Origin of the sequence: Krasilnikoviella flava, assembly GCF_900167525.1 — a bacterium.
GTDB lineage: Bacteria > Actinomycetota > Actinomycetes > Actinomycetales > Cellulomonadaceae > Isoptericola > Isoptericola flavus.
The window spans coordinates 307,992-323,191 of record NZ_FUZQ01000004.1; the positions used below are offsets into that span (position 1 = coordinate 307,992).

The 15,200-nt window shown below is 75.6% G+C and carries 14 protein-coding genes; 7 read left to right on the forward strand and 7 right to left on the reverse strand.

Features of this window, described 5'->3' with window-relative positions:
• Positions 1 to 18: 18 nt before the first annotated feature.
• The gene (locus tag B5Y66_RS22730; protein WP_245807084.1) at positions 19 to 870 is read right to left on the reverse strand and encodes a DUF2599 domain-containing protein; all 852 of its coding nucleotides are present in this window, start codon (positions 868 to 870) and stop codon (positions 19 to 21) included.
• Between the two features lie 59 nt (positions 871 to 929).
• On the opposite strand from B5Y66_RS22730, the gene B5Y66_RS12345 reads away from it, so the two are divergent.
• The gene (locus B5Y66_RS12345; RefSeq protein WP_245807085.1) at positions 930 to 1,799 is read left to right on the forward strand and encodes a siderophore-interacting protein; all 870 of its coding nucleotides are present in this window, start codon (positions 930 to 932) and stop codon (positions 1,797 to 1,799) included.
• A gap of 12 nt (positions 1,800 to 1,811) precedes the next feature.
• On the opposite strand, the gene B5Y66_RS12350 is transcribed toward B5Y66_RS12345, so the two are convergent.
• From B5Y66_RS12350 to B5Y66_RS12360, 3 genes are all read right to left on the reverse strand, one after another.
• Positions 1,812 to 2,957, reverse strand: coding sequence for an aminopeptidase P family protein (locus B5Y66_RS12350; protein ID WP_079574788.1), 1,146 nt, complete (start codon positions 2,955 to 2,957; stop codon positions 1,812 to 1,814).
• A 40-nt stretch (positions 2,958 to 2,997) separates the two neighbouring features.
• Positions 2,998 to 3,921 (reverse strand): NADP-dependent oxidoreductase, encoded by a 924-nt coding sequence (locus B5Y66_RS12355; protein WP_079574789.1) that lies wholly within the window; start codon positions 3,919 to 3,921, stop codon positions 2,998 to 3,000.
• Positions 3,922 to 3,991: 70 nt separating this feature from the next.
• Positions 3,992 to 4,975 (reverse strand): GlxA family transcriptional regulator, encoded by a 984-nt coding sequence (locus tag B5Y66_RS12360; RefSeq protein ID WP_079574790.1) that lies wholly within the window; start codon positions 4,973 to 4,975, stop codon positions 3,992 to 3,994.
• A 113-nt stretch (positions 4,976 to 5,088) separates the two neighbouring features.
• On the opposite strand from B5Y66_RS12360, the gene B5Y66_RS12365 reads away from it, so the two are divergent.
• On the forward strand, positions 5,089 to 5,697 hold the full coding sequence (locus B5Y66_RS12365) for an isochorismatase family protein (RefSeq protein ID WP_079574791.1): 609 nt from the start codon (positions 5,089 to 5,091) through the stop codon (positions 5,695 to 5,697).
• 22 nt (positions 5,698 to 5,719) lie between these two features.
• Here B5Y66_RS12365 and B5Y66_RS12370 read toward each other — a convergent pair whose 3' ends face one another.
• Positions 5,720 to 6,934, reverse strand: coding sequence for an amidohydrolase (locus B5Y66_RS12370; RefSeq protein WP_079574792.1), 1,215 nt, complete (start codon positions 6,932 to 6,934; stop codon positions 5,720 to 5,722).
• Positions 6,931 to 8,139, reverse strand: coding sequence for a YncE family protein (locus tag B5Y66_RS12375; protein ID WP_139820868.1), 1,209 nt, complete (start codon positions 8,137 to 8,139; stop codon positions 6,931 to 6,933). The genes B5Y66_RS12370 and B5Y66_RS12375 overlap by 4 nt, the downstream gene beginning before the upstream one ends.
• 50 nt (positions 8,140 to 8,189) lie before the next feature.
• On the opposite strand from B5Y66_RS12375, the gene B5Y66_RS12380 reads away from it, so the two are divergent.
• The 3 genes from B5Y66_RS12380 (at position 8,190) to B5Y66_RS12390 (ending at position 10,765) form a co-directional block, all read left to right on the forward strand.
• Positions 8,190 to 8,834 carry a GntR family transcriptional regulator gene (locus tag B5Y66_RS12380; RefSeq protein WP_079574794.1) on the forward strand — a complete coding sequence of 215 codons (645 nt, stop codon included), beginning with the start codon at positions 8,190 to 8,192 and terminating at the stop codon, positions 8,832 to 8,834.
• A gap of 147 nt (positions 8,835 to 8,981) precedes the next feature.
• The gene (locus B5Y66_RS12385; RefSeq protein WP_217700794.1) at positions 8,982 to 10,139 is read left to right on the forward strand and encodes a sensor histidine kinase; all 1,158 of its coding nucleotides are present in this window, start codon (positions 8,982 to 8,984) and stop codon (positions 10,137 to 10,139) included.
• Positions 10,136 to 10,765, forward strand: a complete 630-nt coding sequence (locus tag B5Y66_RS12390) for a response regulator (RefSeq protein ID WP_079574795.1) — start codon at positions 10,136 to 10,138, stop codon at positions 10,763 to 10,765. Before B5Y66_RS12385 ends, B5Y66_RS12390 begins: the two co-directional genes overlap by 4 nt.
• A 12-nt stretch (positions 10,766 to 10,777) precedes the next feature.
• On the opposite strand, the gene B5Y66_RS12395 is transcribed toward B5Y66_RS12390, so the two are convergent.
• A complete protein-coding gene (locus B5Y66_RS12395) occupies positions 10,778 to 13,384 on the reverse strand; it encodes an ATP-dependent DNA ligase (protein ID WP_079574796.1) in 2,607 nt (868 codons plus the stop codon).
• Positions 13,385 to 13,498: 114 nt separating this feature from the next.
• Here B5Y66_RS12395 and B5Y66_RS12400 point away from each other — a divergent pair, with 114 nt between their 5' ends.
• Positions 13,499 to 14,425 (forward strand): ABC transporter ATP-binding protein, encoded by a 927-nt coding sequence (locus B5Y66_RS12400; protein ID WP_079575025.1) that lies wholly within the window; start codon positions 13,499 to 13,501, stop codon positions 14,423 to 14,425.
• The gene (locus B5Y66_RS12405) at positions 14,425 to 15,198 is read left to right on the forward strand and encodes a hypothetical protein (RefSeq protein WP_079574797.1); all 774 of its coding nucleotides are present in this window, start codon (positions 14,425 to 14,427) and stop codon (positions 15,196 to 15,198) included. Before B5Y66_RS12400 ends, B5Y66_RS12405 begins: the two co-directional genes overlap by 1 nt.
• Positions 15,199 to 15,200 lie beyond the last annotated feature (2 nt).

Below are 15,200 nucleotides of genomic sequence, written 5' to 3' on the forward strand. Positions count from 1 at the left end.
TGCCGATATCGGAATGTGTCAAGGGGTGGGGTTGCAGCGGGCCGCCATCGTCGCGACCAGGCCGACGTCGGGCCGCCAGGGCTCGAGGTTCCACGTGTCCTTGTCCGGCGCCCCGATCGCATGGCACTCGAGCTGGTCGCGCATCGTCGGGACGTCCACCGCGGGGTCGGTCGCGACGAGCTCGGCCCAGACGAGGTCGACACCGGCCTGGCCGGCGCCGCGCGCCCAGTCCGTCGGCTCGACCGCGAGCGAGCGGCCGCCCTCGCGCTCACCCCAGTCGGTCCCCGCGACGGCGGCCGTGCCGAGGGTGGTCGTGACCTCGTCGCGCTCGGCGCCCGACGCCGTGGTGCGCACCTCGAGATGGGTGCCGTCCAGCGCGACGAGCCGTGCTCCCTGCGGGACGGTGAGACCGCCCACGGCCGCGCCGCCGTCGTCGAGCACGGTGACGCTGCCGTCGACGTTCGGGGAGAGCGTCCCGGGCGACGTCAGTGCCACCCGCGGCGCCGCCGGGGGGCTCGCGGCGTCGGTGTCGTGGGGCGGCGCCCCGATCGTCACGGTGGCGGTGGTGGCGTCCGGCCCGGGGGAGGTGCGCACGCGCGGGTCGTCGACCGTCGCTCCCGGCGCCGTCACCTCCAGCGTCACGTCCCCGGCGGCGACCTGGACGCCGGCGGTCGTGTCCGCCGTCGAGCTCGTCGTCGGGGTGGGGGAGGCCGAGGGCGTCGCCGGCGCGGTCGGCGTGGGGTCCGACGGTGTGCACGCGCCCAGCGTGAGCAGGGCCAGCACGGCCAGCACGGCCGGCGCGGCCAGCACCGCGGCCGGCCGGCGGGTGGGCGTCGCGCGGGACCGGGCGCGCGGGTGTCGACGGGGCACGTGTCCAGTGTCCGGCACGGGTCTGGTCATAGAAGTGAGGGTCGCCTAACCTTACCTTCGTGAGCACCTCCAGTCTGCGCAAGCCGGTCGACCCGCACGTCCTCGTGGCCGAGGTGGTGACGACCAAGCAGGTGAGCCCCCACCTGCGCCGGGTCACGCTCGGCATCGACGACATCGACCGCCTCACGCTCGTGGGCGACGACCAGTGGTTCCGCCTGTTCCTCCCGCGCCCCGGCCAGGACGCGCTGAAGCTCCCGACGCGCACGTCGAACCTCGGCTGGTACGCGCAGTACCTCGCGACGCCGCGGGCCCGGCGCCCGCTGGTGCGCAACTACACGATCCGTGCCGCGCGGCCGGACCTCGGGGAGATCGACGTCGACTTCGTGCTGCACGGGCACGACGACGGTGCCGACCCCGCCGCGCCGACCGGGCCGGGCGCCGGGTTCGCGGCGGCGGCCCGGCCGGGCGACCGGGTCGGCATCCTCGACCAGGGGGCGTACCACCGGCCGCGGCCCGGGTGCGCCTGGACGCTGCTCGTCGCGGACGAGAGCGGCCTGCCCGCCGTCGCCGGCATCTGCGAGTCGCTCCCCGACGACGCGCGCGGCGTCGCCGTCGTCGAGGTGCCCACCGCGGACGACCGCCAGGACTTCCGTGTGCCCGACGGCGTCGACCTGCGGTGGGTGGTGCGCGAGCGTGCCGCGGCCGACGACGCGGCCCTCGGGGAGGTGCCCGGCCGGGCGGCCCTCGCGTTCGTCCGCGACACGTTCCACGAGGCGGGGCTGCCCGCCCGCGACGGCTACGCGCTCGTCGCGGGGGAGCAGGCGCTCGCCGCCGGGGTGCGTCGGCACCTGGTGAACGACCGGCAGTGGCCGAAGGCGCACGTCGACTTCATCGGGTACTGGCGGCACGGCAAGGCGTCGCCCAGCTGAGGGTGCGCGGGGCTACTCGACGACGACGACCTCGTGCCGTGAGGTGTTGAGGCGCACGCCGCCGTCGGGGGCGTCCGCCAGGCCGGGCACCCCGGACGGGAACGCGACGACGATGTCCTCGATGCGCACGCCGAACTCGCCCGGCAGGTAGATCCCGGGCTCCACGGAGAAGCACATCCCCGCCTCGATCGGCGTCTCCTCGCCCTCCACCATGTACGGCGGCTCGTGCGTCGTCAGGCCGATGCCGTGGCCCGTGCGGTGCACGAAGTACTCGCCGAAGCCGGCGTCCGTGATGACGGCGCGCGACGCGCGGTCCACGTCCTGGCAGGTCGCGCCGGGTCGCACGGCGTCGACGCCGGCCTGTTGGGCGACGCGCACCACGTCGTGCACCTCCTGCTCGCGGGCGGTGGGCTCGCCCACGTGCACGGTGCGGGTGGTGTCGGAGCCGTAGCCGTCGGCGAGGCCGCCGAAGTCCATGACCACCATGTCGCCCGGGCGGATCACGCGGTCGCCCGCCTCGTGATGCGGGTCGGCACCGTTCTCGCCCGCGCACACGAGGGTGAAGTCCACCTGCTCGTGACCGTGGGAGCGCAGCAGCGCGTCGAGGTCGTCGGACACCTCGCGCTCCGCGCGGCCGGCGAACCGGCGCGTGACGATCTCCGCGAACACCGCGTCCGCCCCCGCTCCCGCGGCCGCGAGCCGCGCGACCTCATCGGGCGACTTGGCCGCCCGCAGCATCGGCAGCGCCGTCGTCACGGCGGCGTACGACGAGGCGGGCAAGGTGCGCTGCAGGCCCAGCACGTGCAGCGCCCAGGCGGCGTCGCTGATGGCGTACCGCCCGTCGGGGCGCAGCAGCCGGGCGGCGACGGCGTGCTCGTCCTCGCCGTCCGACCAGGCGATCGCCTCGATGCCGCCGACGGCGCCCACCTCGAGGTCGTGCGCCTCCAGCTTCGGCACGACGGCGACGGGGTCGGAGCCGCCGTCGGCCGGGATCGTGAGCAGCGTGAGCCGCTCGGTGTCGGCCGACGGGGTGTAGCCGAGGAAGTAGCGCAGGTCGGGGCCGGGCGTCACCAGCACCCCGGAGAGGCCAGCGGCGGCCGCCTGTGCGGCGGCCCTGCGGCGGCGGTCGGCGTACACGGCGGGGGAGAAGGGCGTCATGAGCCCAGCGTGCCGCCTCGGACCGCGGCCTGCACCACGATCAGACGCGCACGACGATCTTGCCGCGCCCGTGCCGGGTCTCGCTGGCCCGGTGCGCGTCGGCCGTGTCGGCGAGGTCGAAGACCTGACCCACCTCGACGGCGACCTTGCCGGCGTCGATGAGCGCGCCGAGGGCCTCGAGGTCCGCGCTCGAGGGGCGCACCCAGACGTAGTGCCCGCCGTGCTCGGTCCGGGCGGCGGCGTCCGTGATGGACGTGATCGTGCCGCCGGGGGCGAGCAGCTGCGCGCTCGCCGCGACGGCGTCGCCGCCGGCGTAGTCGAGGGCGACGTCGACCCCCTGGGGAGCCAGCGCCCGCACGCGCTCGACGAGACCGTCGCCGTACGCCACGGGCTCGACCCCGAGACCGCGCAGGAAGTCGTGGTTGGCCTCGCTCGCCGTCCCGATGACGCGCGCGCCCAGGCTGCGGGCGATCTGGACGGCGAACGAGCCTACTCCGCCGGCCGCCGCGTGCACCAGCACGGTCTGGCCCTCGCGGACGCCGGACCGCAGGATCGACTGGTAGGCCGTGAGCCCGGCGAGCGGCACGGCCGCGGCCTCCTCGAAGCTCAGCGACGCGGGCTTGCGGGCCAGGGTCCGCACCGGCGCGGCGACCAGCTCGGCGAACGTGCCGCCGTGCACCCAGTCCTTGCGCACGTAGCCGTAGACCTCGTCGCCCACCTGGAGCTCGGGGGTGTCGAGGCCGACCTGCTCGACGACGCCCGCCACGTCCCAGCCCGGGATCGCCGGGAACTGGGTGTCGAGCACGCCCTCGAGGTAGCCCTGGCGGACCACCCAGTCGACCGGGTTGACGGACGCGGCGCGCACGCGCACGACGACGACGTCGGCCCCGGGGTGCGGGTCGGGCTGCTCGGTGAGCTCGAGGACGTCGGCGCTGCCGAACTGGCTGTAGGTGATGGCTCGCATGCCGGGCACAACACGGGCCGGGTCGCGAGCCATCCCGCGACCCGGCCCCGGCCGGTGTGAGGTGCGCGGCTCAGCTCGCGAGGCGGAACCGGGCGCGGTACTGCGCCGGGGTGGTGTCCAGCCGACGCCGGAACGCCCGGGCGAGCGTGTCGGTCGTGCCGAACCCGCAGGCGGTCGCGACGCGCTCCAGCGTGTCGTCGGTGGTCTCGAGCCGCTGCCGCGCGACCTCGACGCGGACCGACTCGACGTAGGCCGCCGGCGTGGTGCCCAGCTCGGTCCTGAAGAGCCGGGTGACCTGGCGCTCGCTGAGGTGCGCGTGCGCGGCCAGGTCGGCGACCGTCAGCGGCGACGCGACGTGGCGCTGCACGTGATGGCGGAGGTCCTCGATGCGGCGGGACGTCGCCCGCGGGTCCGTCGAGACGGAGAACTGGCTCTGCCCGCCCGGCCGCTTGAGGTACATCACGAGCTGCCGGGCGACGCGCAGCGCGACCTCCTGCCCGTGGTCGTCGGCGACCAGCGCGAGCGTGAGGTCGAGGCACGCCGTGAGGCCCGCGCCCGTCCAGGTGTCGCCGTCGCGGACGAAGATCGGGTCCGGGTCGACGCGCACCCGGGGGTGCTCGTCGGCAAGCTGTTGGGCGGTGGACCAGTGCGTGGTGGCGCGCACGCCGTCGAGGAGCCCGGCGTCGGCGAGCACGTGCGCCCCGACGCAGACGGACGCCAGCCGCCGGGTGCGCGGGGCCAGCTCGCGCACCCGCTCCACCACGCCGGGGTCGACGACGGCGCGCACCCGGCGCTCGTCGTCGAGCTCGACGGCGCCCGGCACGACGAGGGTGTCCACGGCGCGTCCCGCGAGGTCGTCGAACGTGGCGTCGGGCAGCACGCGCACGCCCGCGGACGTGGTCACCGGGTCGAGGGTCTCCGCGGCGAGGACCACCTGGTACCCAGGCGGATCGGTGGTCACCCGCGGCACCAGGGCGAACACCTCGGCCGGCCCGGTGACGTCGAGCAGGTCGACGCCGTCGAACAGGGTGACCACCATCAGGCGCTCGATCATGGCAATGTCCGAATCTGCGGGTTGCACGACATTGCCGACACGATAGCCGGGCCGTAGCGTCGAGGCGAGCCGCCCACCGGTGGCGACCCCTGACCTCCTGCGGAAGGAACCCCATGACCAGCACGACCCTGCGCGAGCTCAGCGGCAGCGACCAGACGCCGGCCGACCTGGCCGACGCGACCGTGATCCTCGTCGACTACCAGAACACCTACACGCGCGGCGTGATGGAGCTCCACGGCTGGGGGCCGGCTCTGGACGCGGCGGCGGACCTCCTGGCCCGCGCGCGGGCGGCGAGGTCCACGGTGATCCACGTGCAGCACGACGGCGGTACGGGCTCGCCGTACGACCTGGACACCGAGCTCGGGCAGATCCACCCGCGCGTCGCGCCCGCTCCCGGTGAGGCGTTGGTCACCAAGACCGCGCCGGACTCGTTCCGCGGCACCGACCTGGGCGACCTCGTGGACGCCGCCGGGCACGACGACGTCGTGGTGGTCGGGTTCATGACCCACATGTGCGTGGCCTTCACGTCCCAGGGCGCGGCGCTGCGGGGCAACCGGCCCACCGTGGTCGCCCAGGCCTGCGCCACCCGGCCGCTCGCCACCGCGGTCGCTCAGGTGTCGGCGGAGGAGCTCCACCACGCGGCGCTGGCGACCGTCGCCGACGCGTACGGCGTCGTCGTGGCGTCGGCCGACGACCTGGCCGGGCAGGCGCAGGCGGCCTGACCGGGCAGGCCGCTCAGCCGCGTCAGACCAGCACCTCGCCGTCGCGGGCGACCACCCGGCCGCCCGCGACGACGAGCGCCCGACGCGGCGCGCGCACCACGGCGTCGGGCACGTTCTGGGCCTCGACGAGCACGACGTCCGCCGGGGCGCCGGCCACGAGGTCGTGCACCGGTCGCCCCACGAACCGCGCGGCGTCGGACGACGCCACCCGTGCCGCGGTGACGAGGTCCTCGTCGTGCCGGAGGCCCGACAGGCGGGCGAGCTGCGTGGTGAGCGTCAGCAGGTCGCCGGTGCCGTAGGGGGACCACAGGTCGCGGATGCCGTCGGTGCCCAGGCCGACCGGCACGCCGGCGTCGCGCAGCGCGAGGAGCGGCAGGGGAGCGGCGCCGATCGGGGCCACGGTGGTCATGGTGATCCCGGCCTCGCCCATCGCCGCGACCAGGTCCGCCTGGCGCGACCCGGACAGCTGACCGACGGCGAACCCGTGCGCCACGTTGACCTTGCCCTGCAGCCCCGCGCGCAGGGTGCGCTCGATCATCAGCTCGATCTGGAACACGCCGAGCTCGCCCCCGTCGTGCAGGTGCACGTCGATCCCGACGCCGCGCTTCTCGGCGATCGCGAACAGCCCGTCGAGCTGGCCCACCGGGTCGCGATCGATCGACGCCGGGTCCAGGCCGCCGATGTGCTCGGCCCCGGCCGCGGCGGCCCGGTCGAGCAGGTCCAGCACGCCCGGGCGCCGCAGCACGCCGTCCTGCGGGAACGCGACGATCTCGGCGTGCACGGCGCCGCCGAGGGCGGCGACCGCCTCGCGCACGACCTCGATGCCGCGCAGCCCGACGCCGAGGTCGACGTCCACGTGCGTGCGCACCGCCGTCGTGCCGGTGCGCACGGACTCGCGCAGCACGGCCAGCGTGACCTCCACGCCGGGGATGCCGAGCTCGTCGCGGTGCGCGCGCTCGTGCGCGATGCGGCCCTGCGTGCCGGGCTCGCCGCCGTAGCTCACCCACGGCTTGCCCCACCACGACTTGTCGATGTGCGCGTGGGCGTTGACCAGCCCGGGCAGCGCCAGCAGGCCCCGCCCGTCGACGCCGCCCGGAGGGGCGGCCGCTGTCGCGTCGTGCGGCACGACGGCGGTGATCACGCCGTCCGCGACGTGCATGTCGGAGCGGTCGCCGCCCCAGGGCCGCACGTCGCGGATCACGGAGACGGGGCTGGCGGTGGTCACGCTGTCGGTCATGGACGGTCCTCCTTGACAGGGACGACCGCCTGGGGTCGTCCGGGGATGGTGATCTCGTAGCTCTCGTCGGCGCCGTCGAGCGCCGCGTCGAGCGGGATGACGGTGGCGCCGTCCCACGCCTCCTGCTGGGTGTAGCCGCCGGCGAGGACGCCGTACGTCTCCCCGTCCCGGCCGCGCCAGACGGCCACAGTCTCGTGCCGCCGGTCGGTGGCGAGCACGACGTCGGTGCCGTCCGGGCCGACGACCTCGATGCTCGGCCCCGACCCGGCGTTGCCGAACGGGCCGTTGCCGGCGATCACCAGCGTGCCGTCGTCGGCGCGGGCCACCCCGTGCTGGTGGGAGTCCGCCGTCAGCTCGGTGGTCGTGACCACGCCGGTGGCGGGGTCCACGCGAGCGAGCAACCGGCCCTGGTACGGCAGCAGCAGGTCTCCCGCGTCGTCGAGCACGGCGTAGTGCGGCTTCTCGAACGACGCCAGGCCGCCCTCGCGGCCGAACGGCGCCACCTCGATCGCGCGGGCGCGCTCGCGCTCGGGGTCGACGACCGTCACGGTGAAGCCGTCGTGGTCCACCGTGTACACCTCGTCGCCGTCGTCGCTCACGAGGACGTCGAAGGGGCGCAGGCCCACGGGCACGGAGGAGACGACCTCGCCGCTGTCCGCGTCGAGGGTCTCGAGGAACGTGGCGTCACCGGTGCTCACCGCGACGTGCACGCGTCCGCCGTCGGGGGAGACGGCCAGGCCGAGCCCGCCGCGGCGGTACTCCCCGAACGCGACGCGGTCGGGCTGGTGCGCATAGGGGAAGAGGTCGGTGCGCTCACGGGTACCGAGGTCCACGACGGCGATGCCCTCCGCGGTGGAGACGTACGCGCGCCGGGAGCCCTCGTCGACCGCGACGTCCCACGGCGCGGCGCCGACGGCGATCTCGTCGACGACGGCGGAGCCGCGGCGGTCGGTCGGGTCGACCACCGCGAGGGTGTCGCGCGCGGCCTGCGTGACCAGCAGCAGCTGCGGAGGCTCGGGCTTTCGCGACGGCGACGGCGACGGTGTCGGAGTTGACGTCGGCGTCGGTGCGGCCGGCGTGCCCGGTCCGCCCGCCGCGGCGGGGGCCTCGGGCGCGGCGCACGCACCGAGGGCGAGCAGGGTGGCGACGGACACGACCGCTCCGGCGGCGCGGGCCCGACGGCGCGCGGGGCGGGGCAGGGTCACCGGCAGATGGTATGCCATTTGGTCCTCCGGGTGGCTGGCAGGATGAGCGCATGTCGTCCGAGCTCTCGGCAGCGTTCGAGCCCGAGTCCGTGCGGGTGGCGCGCGTCGTCCGCGAGCAGATCGTGGACGGCACGCGGAGGCCGGGAAGCCGGCTGGTCGAGCGCGACCTGGCGGCGGAGCTGGGGGTGAGCCGCATCCCCGTCCGGGACGCGCTGCGCACGCTCGTCGCCGAGGGCCTCGTGACCCCGCGCCCCCGCACGTGGGCGGTGGTGCGGGAGTTCTCCGACGCGGACGTCGCCCAGCTGCAGGAGGTGCGCGAGGCCACCGAACCGCTGCAGTTCCGGCTGGCTGCGCGACGCCGGAGCGCCGCGCAGCTCGAGGCGCTCGCCGAGGCGTGGGAGCGGGAGGACGCGGCGGCCAGGGCCGGCGACGCCCCGGGCGCCCGTCGTGCGGGCGCGGACTTCCACGAGCGGGTGGTCGACGCCGCGGGCAACCCGGTGCTGGCCGAGCTGCACGGCGTCACGGCGAGCCGTGTCCGCTGGCTGCTGGGCCAGCACACGGACCTCGTGGCGATGGCGGACGAGCACCGCGGGCTGCTGGCGGCCGTCCGCGACGGGGACGAGGAAGCGGCGGCCCGGGTCGCGCGCGAGCACCTCGGCACCAGCCGGACCGCGGCGACGGAGCGCCGGGGCTGACGGCTCGCCCCGGCGGTCACGTCGACGGTCGGTCATGACTCCAGGCTCGTCGGCGGAGTGCCGCCGACGCATCGGACCTCCGGGGCGCGCGGTCTCATCCGAACGGTGGAGGTGCGGACCGGTCGCGCCCGGCTAGCGTGGCTGTCCGTGCCCGGATCCCTCACGCGCGGCGTCCACCTCGCCTTCGCGGCCCTCGTCGCGACGTCGGCCGCGCGCTACCTCACCCACCACGGCCTGGACGGCCGGTGGTGGCTGGTCATCGTGCTCGTCGCGGTGGTGGCCGCCGCGTACGCGGCGCTCGTGGTGCTCGCGCGGCGGCCCCGCCCGACGGCACGACGCGTCGTGCTGGGAGTCCTGCTCCTCGCCTGGGGCGTGCTCGTCCTCGTCGCGCCGAGCTTCGCGTGGTCTGCGATCCCGCTGTTCTTCGTCTGCCGCACCCTCGTGCCGGCGCCCGCGGCGCACGTCCTGGTCGGCGCCGTCGCGGTGGTGACCGGTGTCGCGCTCTTCGGCCTGTCCGGACGCAGCGACTGGGCGGCCGCCGTCGCGCCGCTGGTCGTGGCCGTGCTGCTCAGCCTCGCGTACGACGCGATCGTCCGGCAGGCCGGCGAGCGGGTGCGGCTGCAGCGCGAGGTCGCCGTGCTGGCGGAGCGCGAGCGTATGGCGCGGGAGATCCACGACACCGTCGCCCAGTCCCTCTCGTCGGCGGTGCTGCGCCTCGAGGCCGCCGACCAGCGCTGGGACGCCGAGCCGGGCGCCGCGCGCGACGACGCCCGCCAGGCCGCGGTCGCCGTGCGCGCCAGCCTCGGCCAGACGCGCGACCTCGTGCACGACCTGGTGGACCCGTCCCCGGCAGCCGGCGGGGTGGCGCCGGCCGACCTCGGGGCCGCGATCCGGACGGCGGCGCGTCGCCACGTCCCCGCCGCGGAGCTCACCGTGGTGGGCGACCCGGTGCCCGTGGGAGCCGAGACGGCGCACGCCCTCGCGCGCATCGCGCAGAGCGCCGTCGCCAACGTGCACCGGCACGCCGGCCCGGCGCGGCTCGGTCTCACCCTCACGTACCTGCCCGAGGCCGTCGCGCTCGACGTGTTCGACGACGGCCGCGGGTTCGACGTCGCCGGGGTCGCGTCGCGGGCCGTGGGCCCCGACGGCGGGTTCGGGCTGCGGGCCATGCGCCAGCGGGTCGAGCAGCTCGGTGGCACGATCACCGTGGAGAGCGGGCCGGGGGAGGGGACCGTGGTCGGGGTGCAGCTGCCGGTACCGGGGACCACCTCGCCGCCGCGGCACGGGACCAAGGAGGACGCATGAGCGACCGGATCACCGTCCTGCTCGTGGACGACCACCACGTCGTGCGTGCCGGGCTGCGCGCCCTGCTCGACTCCCAGCCGGACCTCACCGTGGTGGGCGAGGCGGGCTCGGCGGTCGAGGCCCTCGACGCCGTCGGGAGCCTGGCTCCGGCGCTCGTCGTCATGGACCTCGAGCTCGGCGCCGAGGAGGACGGCGTGGCCGCCACCCGCCGCATCCGTGCCGCCCACCCGGGCGTGCCCGTGCTCGTGTTCAGCGCCTACGACACCGACGCGGACGTGGTGCGCGTCGTGGACGCCGGCGCCATCGGCTACGTGCTCAAGGACGCGCCGCCCGCCGAGATCTTCGCCGCCGTGCGCGGCGCCGTCGTCGGCCGCAGCGTGCTGTCCCCACCGGTCGCGTCCCGGCTGATGCAGCAGGCGCAGAACCCGGGCAGCGCCCTGACCCCGCGCGAGGCGGAGCTGCTCACCCTGCTCGCGCAGGGCCTCAGCAACCGGGAGCTCGGCCGACGGCTGTTCATCTCCGAGGCCACCGTCAAGACCCACCTCGCGCACGTGTACGCGAAGCTCGGCGTCGACTCCCGCGCAGCGGCCGTCGCGCACGCGCTGCGCGGGCAGACCGTGCGCTGAGGCCCGCCTCTCCTAGCGTTCGACGACGACGTCCCCTGGGCGCTTGTCCTCGCGCCAGCCGCGCCACACCGAGTGCCGCAGCCGTGGGCCCTCGTCGCCGACCTCGTCCGCCGCGCCCAGGTCGGCGGGGTCGCTCGTCCAGTCGCCGTAGGTCACCTCGGCCACGCGCTCCGGCGCGGCCCACCGCGCGTGCACGGCCTCCGCGCGGGGCACCCCGGCCAGCGGGGCGTCGTCCACGGGCCGCAGCCGGCGGACCACGTCCCGCCGGTCCGCCTCCTTGAAGCCCGTGCCGACCTTGCCGACGTAGCGCAGCACGCCGCCGTCGTCGGGCACGGCCAGCAGCAGCGACCCGGCCACGCGCGCGTCCTCGCGGCCGGTGCCCGCGTGGAGCGGCCGCCAGCCCACGACGACCACCTCCTGGGTGCGGGCGTGCTTGATCTTCAGCCAGTCGCGCGACCGGTGGCCCGGCGTGTACTGCGACCCGCGCCGCTTGGCCACCACCCCCTCGAGCCGCATGAGGCGGCTCGTCTCCAGAGCCTCGTCGAGCGTGCCCTCCAGCGGGTCCGGTACGTGCACCGGGCGCCGCGGGTCCACGACCCGCGCCAGCTCCGCGCGGCGCTCGGTGTACGGCCGGCCTGTCAGCGCCCGCCCGCCCACGACCAGCGCGTCGAACAGCACGAGGTCGACCCCGACCCCGCGGCGCGCCTTCTCGACGTCGCGCGGCCTGGTGAGGTTCGCACGCTGCTGCAGGCGGCGGAACGACGGGCGGCCGTCCGCGTCGAGGGCGACGATCTCGCCGTCCAGCGCCAGCGGCAGGTCGTCACCCGACACCATGTCCCCGAGCGCCTGCAGCTCCGGGAACGTCACCGTGAGGTCCTGCCCCGAGCGGGACGTGAGCCGCACCGTGCGCTCGTCATCGCCGTCCGAGCTCACCTGCAGCACCTCCACCACCGCGCGGAAGCCGTCCCACTTGACCTCGAACGACCAGTCCTCCGGGTCGAGCCGGGCCAGCTCGCCCGCCGGCGCGGTGGTGGCGAGCATCGGTCGCGGTGCCGCGGCGGGTGCGGCGGGCGTCGGGCGCTCGCGGCGTCCCGGGGGCGCGCCGTCGTCGTCACCGTCACCGTCACCGTCACCGTCGCCGGAGTCGCCGCCCGCCTCGTCGCCGGGCTGGGCCTTGGTGCGGTGGATGAGCCACGAGTTCTCGTCGTCGCCGCCGCGCCCGCCGGTGCGGATGAGCGCGAGGCGCCGCGAGCCGCGCCGGTCGCTGTGGAGCGTGGCGATCACCTCGCCCTCGCGCCACTTCTCGAGGTCGTACGTGCCGGCGTCCCAGATCGTCACCTCGCCGCCGCCGTACTCGCCGGCGGGGATGCTGCCCTCGAACGACCCGTACTCGAGCGGGTGGTCCTCCGTCTGCACCGCGAGGTGGTTCTGCTTCGGGTCGGTGGGCTCGCCCCGCGGCAGCGCCCAGCTCACGAGCACGCCCTCGTGCTCCAGCCGGAAGTCCCAGTGCAGGCGGCGGGCGTGGTGCTCCTGGATGACGAACGTGGGGCCACCGTTGGTCGAGCCTGTCGAGACCCGGGTCTCGACAGGCTCGACGTCCGGTGCCCCGAACGGCTCCGGGGTCCTGTCGGGGTCGCGCTTGGCGCGGTAGGTCTCGAGCTTCTCGGCCGGGGTGCGCTCGAAAGTGGCCATCCGCTCGGGGGTGGGCTCCAGCTGCGCCAGGTGCCCGGCGGCGAGCGGCTCCAGCAGGTCGCCGTCGCGCTCCAGCCGCTCGACGACCTCCGTGAACGAGAGCTGGCGCAGGCCCGGGTCCTCGAGCTCGGCCCAGCTGCGCGGCGCGGCGACCGTGGGCTCGTCGCGCCCGCGCAGCGAGTACGGCGCGATCGTCGTCTTCGCGCCGTTGTTCTGCGACCAGTCCACGAGCACCTTGCCCGCGCGCAGCGACTTCTTCATGTCGCTGACGACCAGGTCGGGGTGCTCGGACTCCAGGTGCCGCGCGAGCTCGTGCGCCACGGCCGAGACGGCGTCGGCGGTGAGCGACTCGTCGTGACCGGTGAGCGCCGCGTACAGGTGGATCCCCTTGGAGCCGCTGGTCACGGGCAGCGGTTCGAGGTCCATGCCGCGCAGGATGTCGCGGGCCAGGCGCGCCACCTCGGCACACTCGGCCAGGCCCGCGCCCGGCCCGGGGTCGAGGTCGAGCACCAGCCGGTCCGGCGGCAGGGGCGTGCCCGTGCGGCCGAACCGCCACTGCGGCACGTGGATCTCGAGGGTGGCCGTCTGCCCCAGCCACGTGAGCGTGGCCAGGTCGTTGACGAGCACGTAGTCGTTGGTCGACGTGCGGTGCCGGATGGAGCGCCGCGGCACCCAAGACGGCGTGGACGCGTCCAGGTTCTTCTGGAAGAACATCTGCCCCGCGACGCCGTCCGGCCAGCGCTTGCGCGTCGCGGGCCGGTGGGACGCGTGCCGCAGCAGCGCGGGCGCGACCTGGGCGAGGTACTGCAGCACCTCGCCCTTCGTCGTCCCCGTCGCGGGGTAGTAGACCTTGTCGAGGTTGGTCAGCTGCAGGCGTCGGTCGTCGACCGTGACGGTCTGCGGCTTGCTCGACGAGGTGCGTGCCATGCGGCCATCGTCGCGCGCGTCGGTCCTGTGCGCATCGACGACCGGGCGCGCCGGCCGGCGTTCCGTACTTTCGTCGGTACCGGGCGCCAGAGCGGGCCCGTCATCGTGGTGCCCATGCTTCAGTTCGCAGAGATCAGCAAACGCTATGGGCCGGTGACGGCACTGGACCACGTCTCGTTCCGCGTCGAGGAGGGGACGGTGACCGGGCTCCTCGGGCCCAACGGGGCGGGCAAGTCGACGCTCATGCGGCTGCTGGTGGGTCTCGACCGTCCCACCAGCGGGTCCGCGACCGTGGCCGGCCATCGCTACCGGGACCTGCGCTGGCCGCTGCGGGTGATCGGCACCCACCTGGGCGGCCGTCCGGTGCACCGCCGTCGTTCGGCCCGTGCCCACCTGAGGAGCGTGGCGCTGACCCACGGCCTGGCGCGGGCGCGCGTCGACGAGGTGCTGGAGCTGACCGGGCTCGCAGACGTCGCGCACCGCGCGGCGGGAGGCTTCTCCCTGGGCATGGGTCAACGTCTGGGCCTCGCCGGCGCCCTGCTGGGCGACCCGGCGGCCCTCGTCCTGGACGAGCCCGTGAACGGGCTGGACACCGACGGCGTCCGGTGGATCCGGGAGCTGTTGCGCCTGCTCGCCGACCAGGGACGCACCGTGCTGATCTCCAGCCACCTGATGAGCGAGGTGCAGCTGGTGGCGGACCGGGTCGTCGTGCTCGGAGGCGGGCGCCTGCTCGCCGACACGACGGTCGCCGAGCTCGCGGGTCGGGCTCGTGACGAGGTGGTGCTGCGGACGGCGGAGCACGGCGCGGACGATCGGCTGCGGGCGCTGCTGCCCGACGCCGCGATCCGGCCCGTTGACGACCAGTGCGACGACGGGGCGTGGCGGGTCACCGGCGCGTCCGAGCGGGAGGTGGGGCTCGCGGCGCGCGGCGCCGATCTCACGGTGCTGCACCTGGCGCGGGAGACGGCGGACCTCGAGGCGGGGTACCTGACGCTGGTCGGCGACCGGGGTCAGCAGGTCGACAGCGTGGAGGCCCGCTGATGTCCGGGCGGAACGCCACCATCGAGGTGGGAGCCACGTCGTCGGCCCTGGTCGCTCTGATCCGCTCGGAGTGGGGGAAGGCGTGGTCGGTGCGCGCGCCGGCCGCCTGCCTGGCGGGGGCGGTGCTGCTCGCCGCGGGCACGGCGTTCACCCTGGCGAACGACCAGGTCCGCGCGATGCAGACCGGGGAGATCCCCGTCGGCACCCTGGTGCCCGTCGCGGAGATCCTGGCGTCGTCCGTCATGTTCGCGCAGATGGTCGTCGTCCTGGCGGCCCTCCAGCTCGTGACTCCCGAGTACGCCAGCGGCCAGATCGCCACCACGTTCCTGTCCCACCCGCGCCGGTGGGTGGTGGTGCTCACCAAGGCCGCCGTCGCGGGGGTCCTCGGCGGGCTCACCGGCCTGCTGACCGGCCCCCTGTGCGTCGCGGCGACGGAGCTCGCCCTGGGGGACGCGCCACGGGCCACGGTCCCGGCGGCGGAGGCGGCCGTCATGACGGCGGGCGTGTTCGCGTGCGCCGCGATGGTCGCCGTGGCCCTCGGGTTCCTCACGCGGAGCGGGGTGGCCGCGCTGAGCGTGGCCTTCGTGCTGCTGGTCCTCACCCTGGCGGCCCCCGCGGCGACGGGCAAGGTGTTCCCGGGGGTGGCGGGCAGCGCGCTCGTCTCCGGCACCGGTGACCCGTACGCCCGGTGGGCGGCCCTGCTGGTGCTCCTCGCCTGGGTCGTCGCGAGCGTGGGCGCGGCCGTGGTGAGCGTCGAGCGGCGTGACGCCTAACC

What these genes read in the sequence shown, in the direction of transcription:
- B5Y66_RS12350 (WP_079574788.1), bottom strand. Translation starts at nt 2,957, where the DNA reads ATGACGCCCTTCTCCCCCGCCGTGTACGCCGACCGCCGCCGCAGGGCC.
- B5Y66_RS12355 (WP_079574789.1), bottom strand. Translation starts at nt 3,921, where the DNA reads ATGCGAGCCATCACCTACAGCCAGTTCGGCAGCGCCGACGTCCTCGAG.
- B5Y66_RS12360 (WP_079574790.1), bottom strand. Translation starts at nt 4,975, where the DNA reads ATGATCGAGCGCCTGATGGTGGTCACCCTGTTCGACGGCGTCGACCTG.
- B5Y66_RS12365 (WP_079574791.1), top strand. Translation starts at nt 5,089, where the DNA reads ATGACCAGCACGACCCTGCGCGAGCTCAGCGGCAGCGACCAGACGCCG.
- B5Y66_RS12370 (WP_079574792.1), bottom strand. Translation starts at nt 6,934, where the DNA reads ATGACCGACAGCGTGACCACCGCCAGCCCCGTCTCCGTGATCCGCGAC.
- B5Y66_RS12380 (WP_079574794.1), top strand. Translation starts at nt 8,190, where the DNA reads ATGTCGTCCGAGCTCTCGGCAGCGTTCGAGCCCGAGTCCGTGCGGGTG.
- B5Y66_RS12390 (WP_079574795.1), top strand. Translation starts at nt 10,136, where the DNA reads ATGAGCGACCGGATCACCGTCCTGCTCGTGGACGACCACCACGTCGTG.
- B5Y66_RS12395 (WP_079574796.1), bottom strand. Translation starts at nt 13,384, where the DNA reads ATGGCACGCACCTCGTCGAGCAAGCCGCAGACCGTCACGGTCGACGAC.
- B5Y66_RS12400 (WP_079575025.1), top strand. Translation starts at nt 13,499, where the DNA reads ATGCTTCAGTTCGCAGAGATCAGCAAACGCTATGGGCCGGTGACGGCA.
- B5Y66_RS12405 (WP_079574797.1), top strand. Translation starts at nt 14,425, where the DNA reads ATGTCCGGGCGGAACGCCACCATCGAGGTGGGAGCCACGTCGTCGGCC.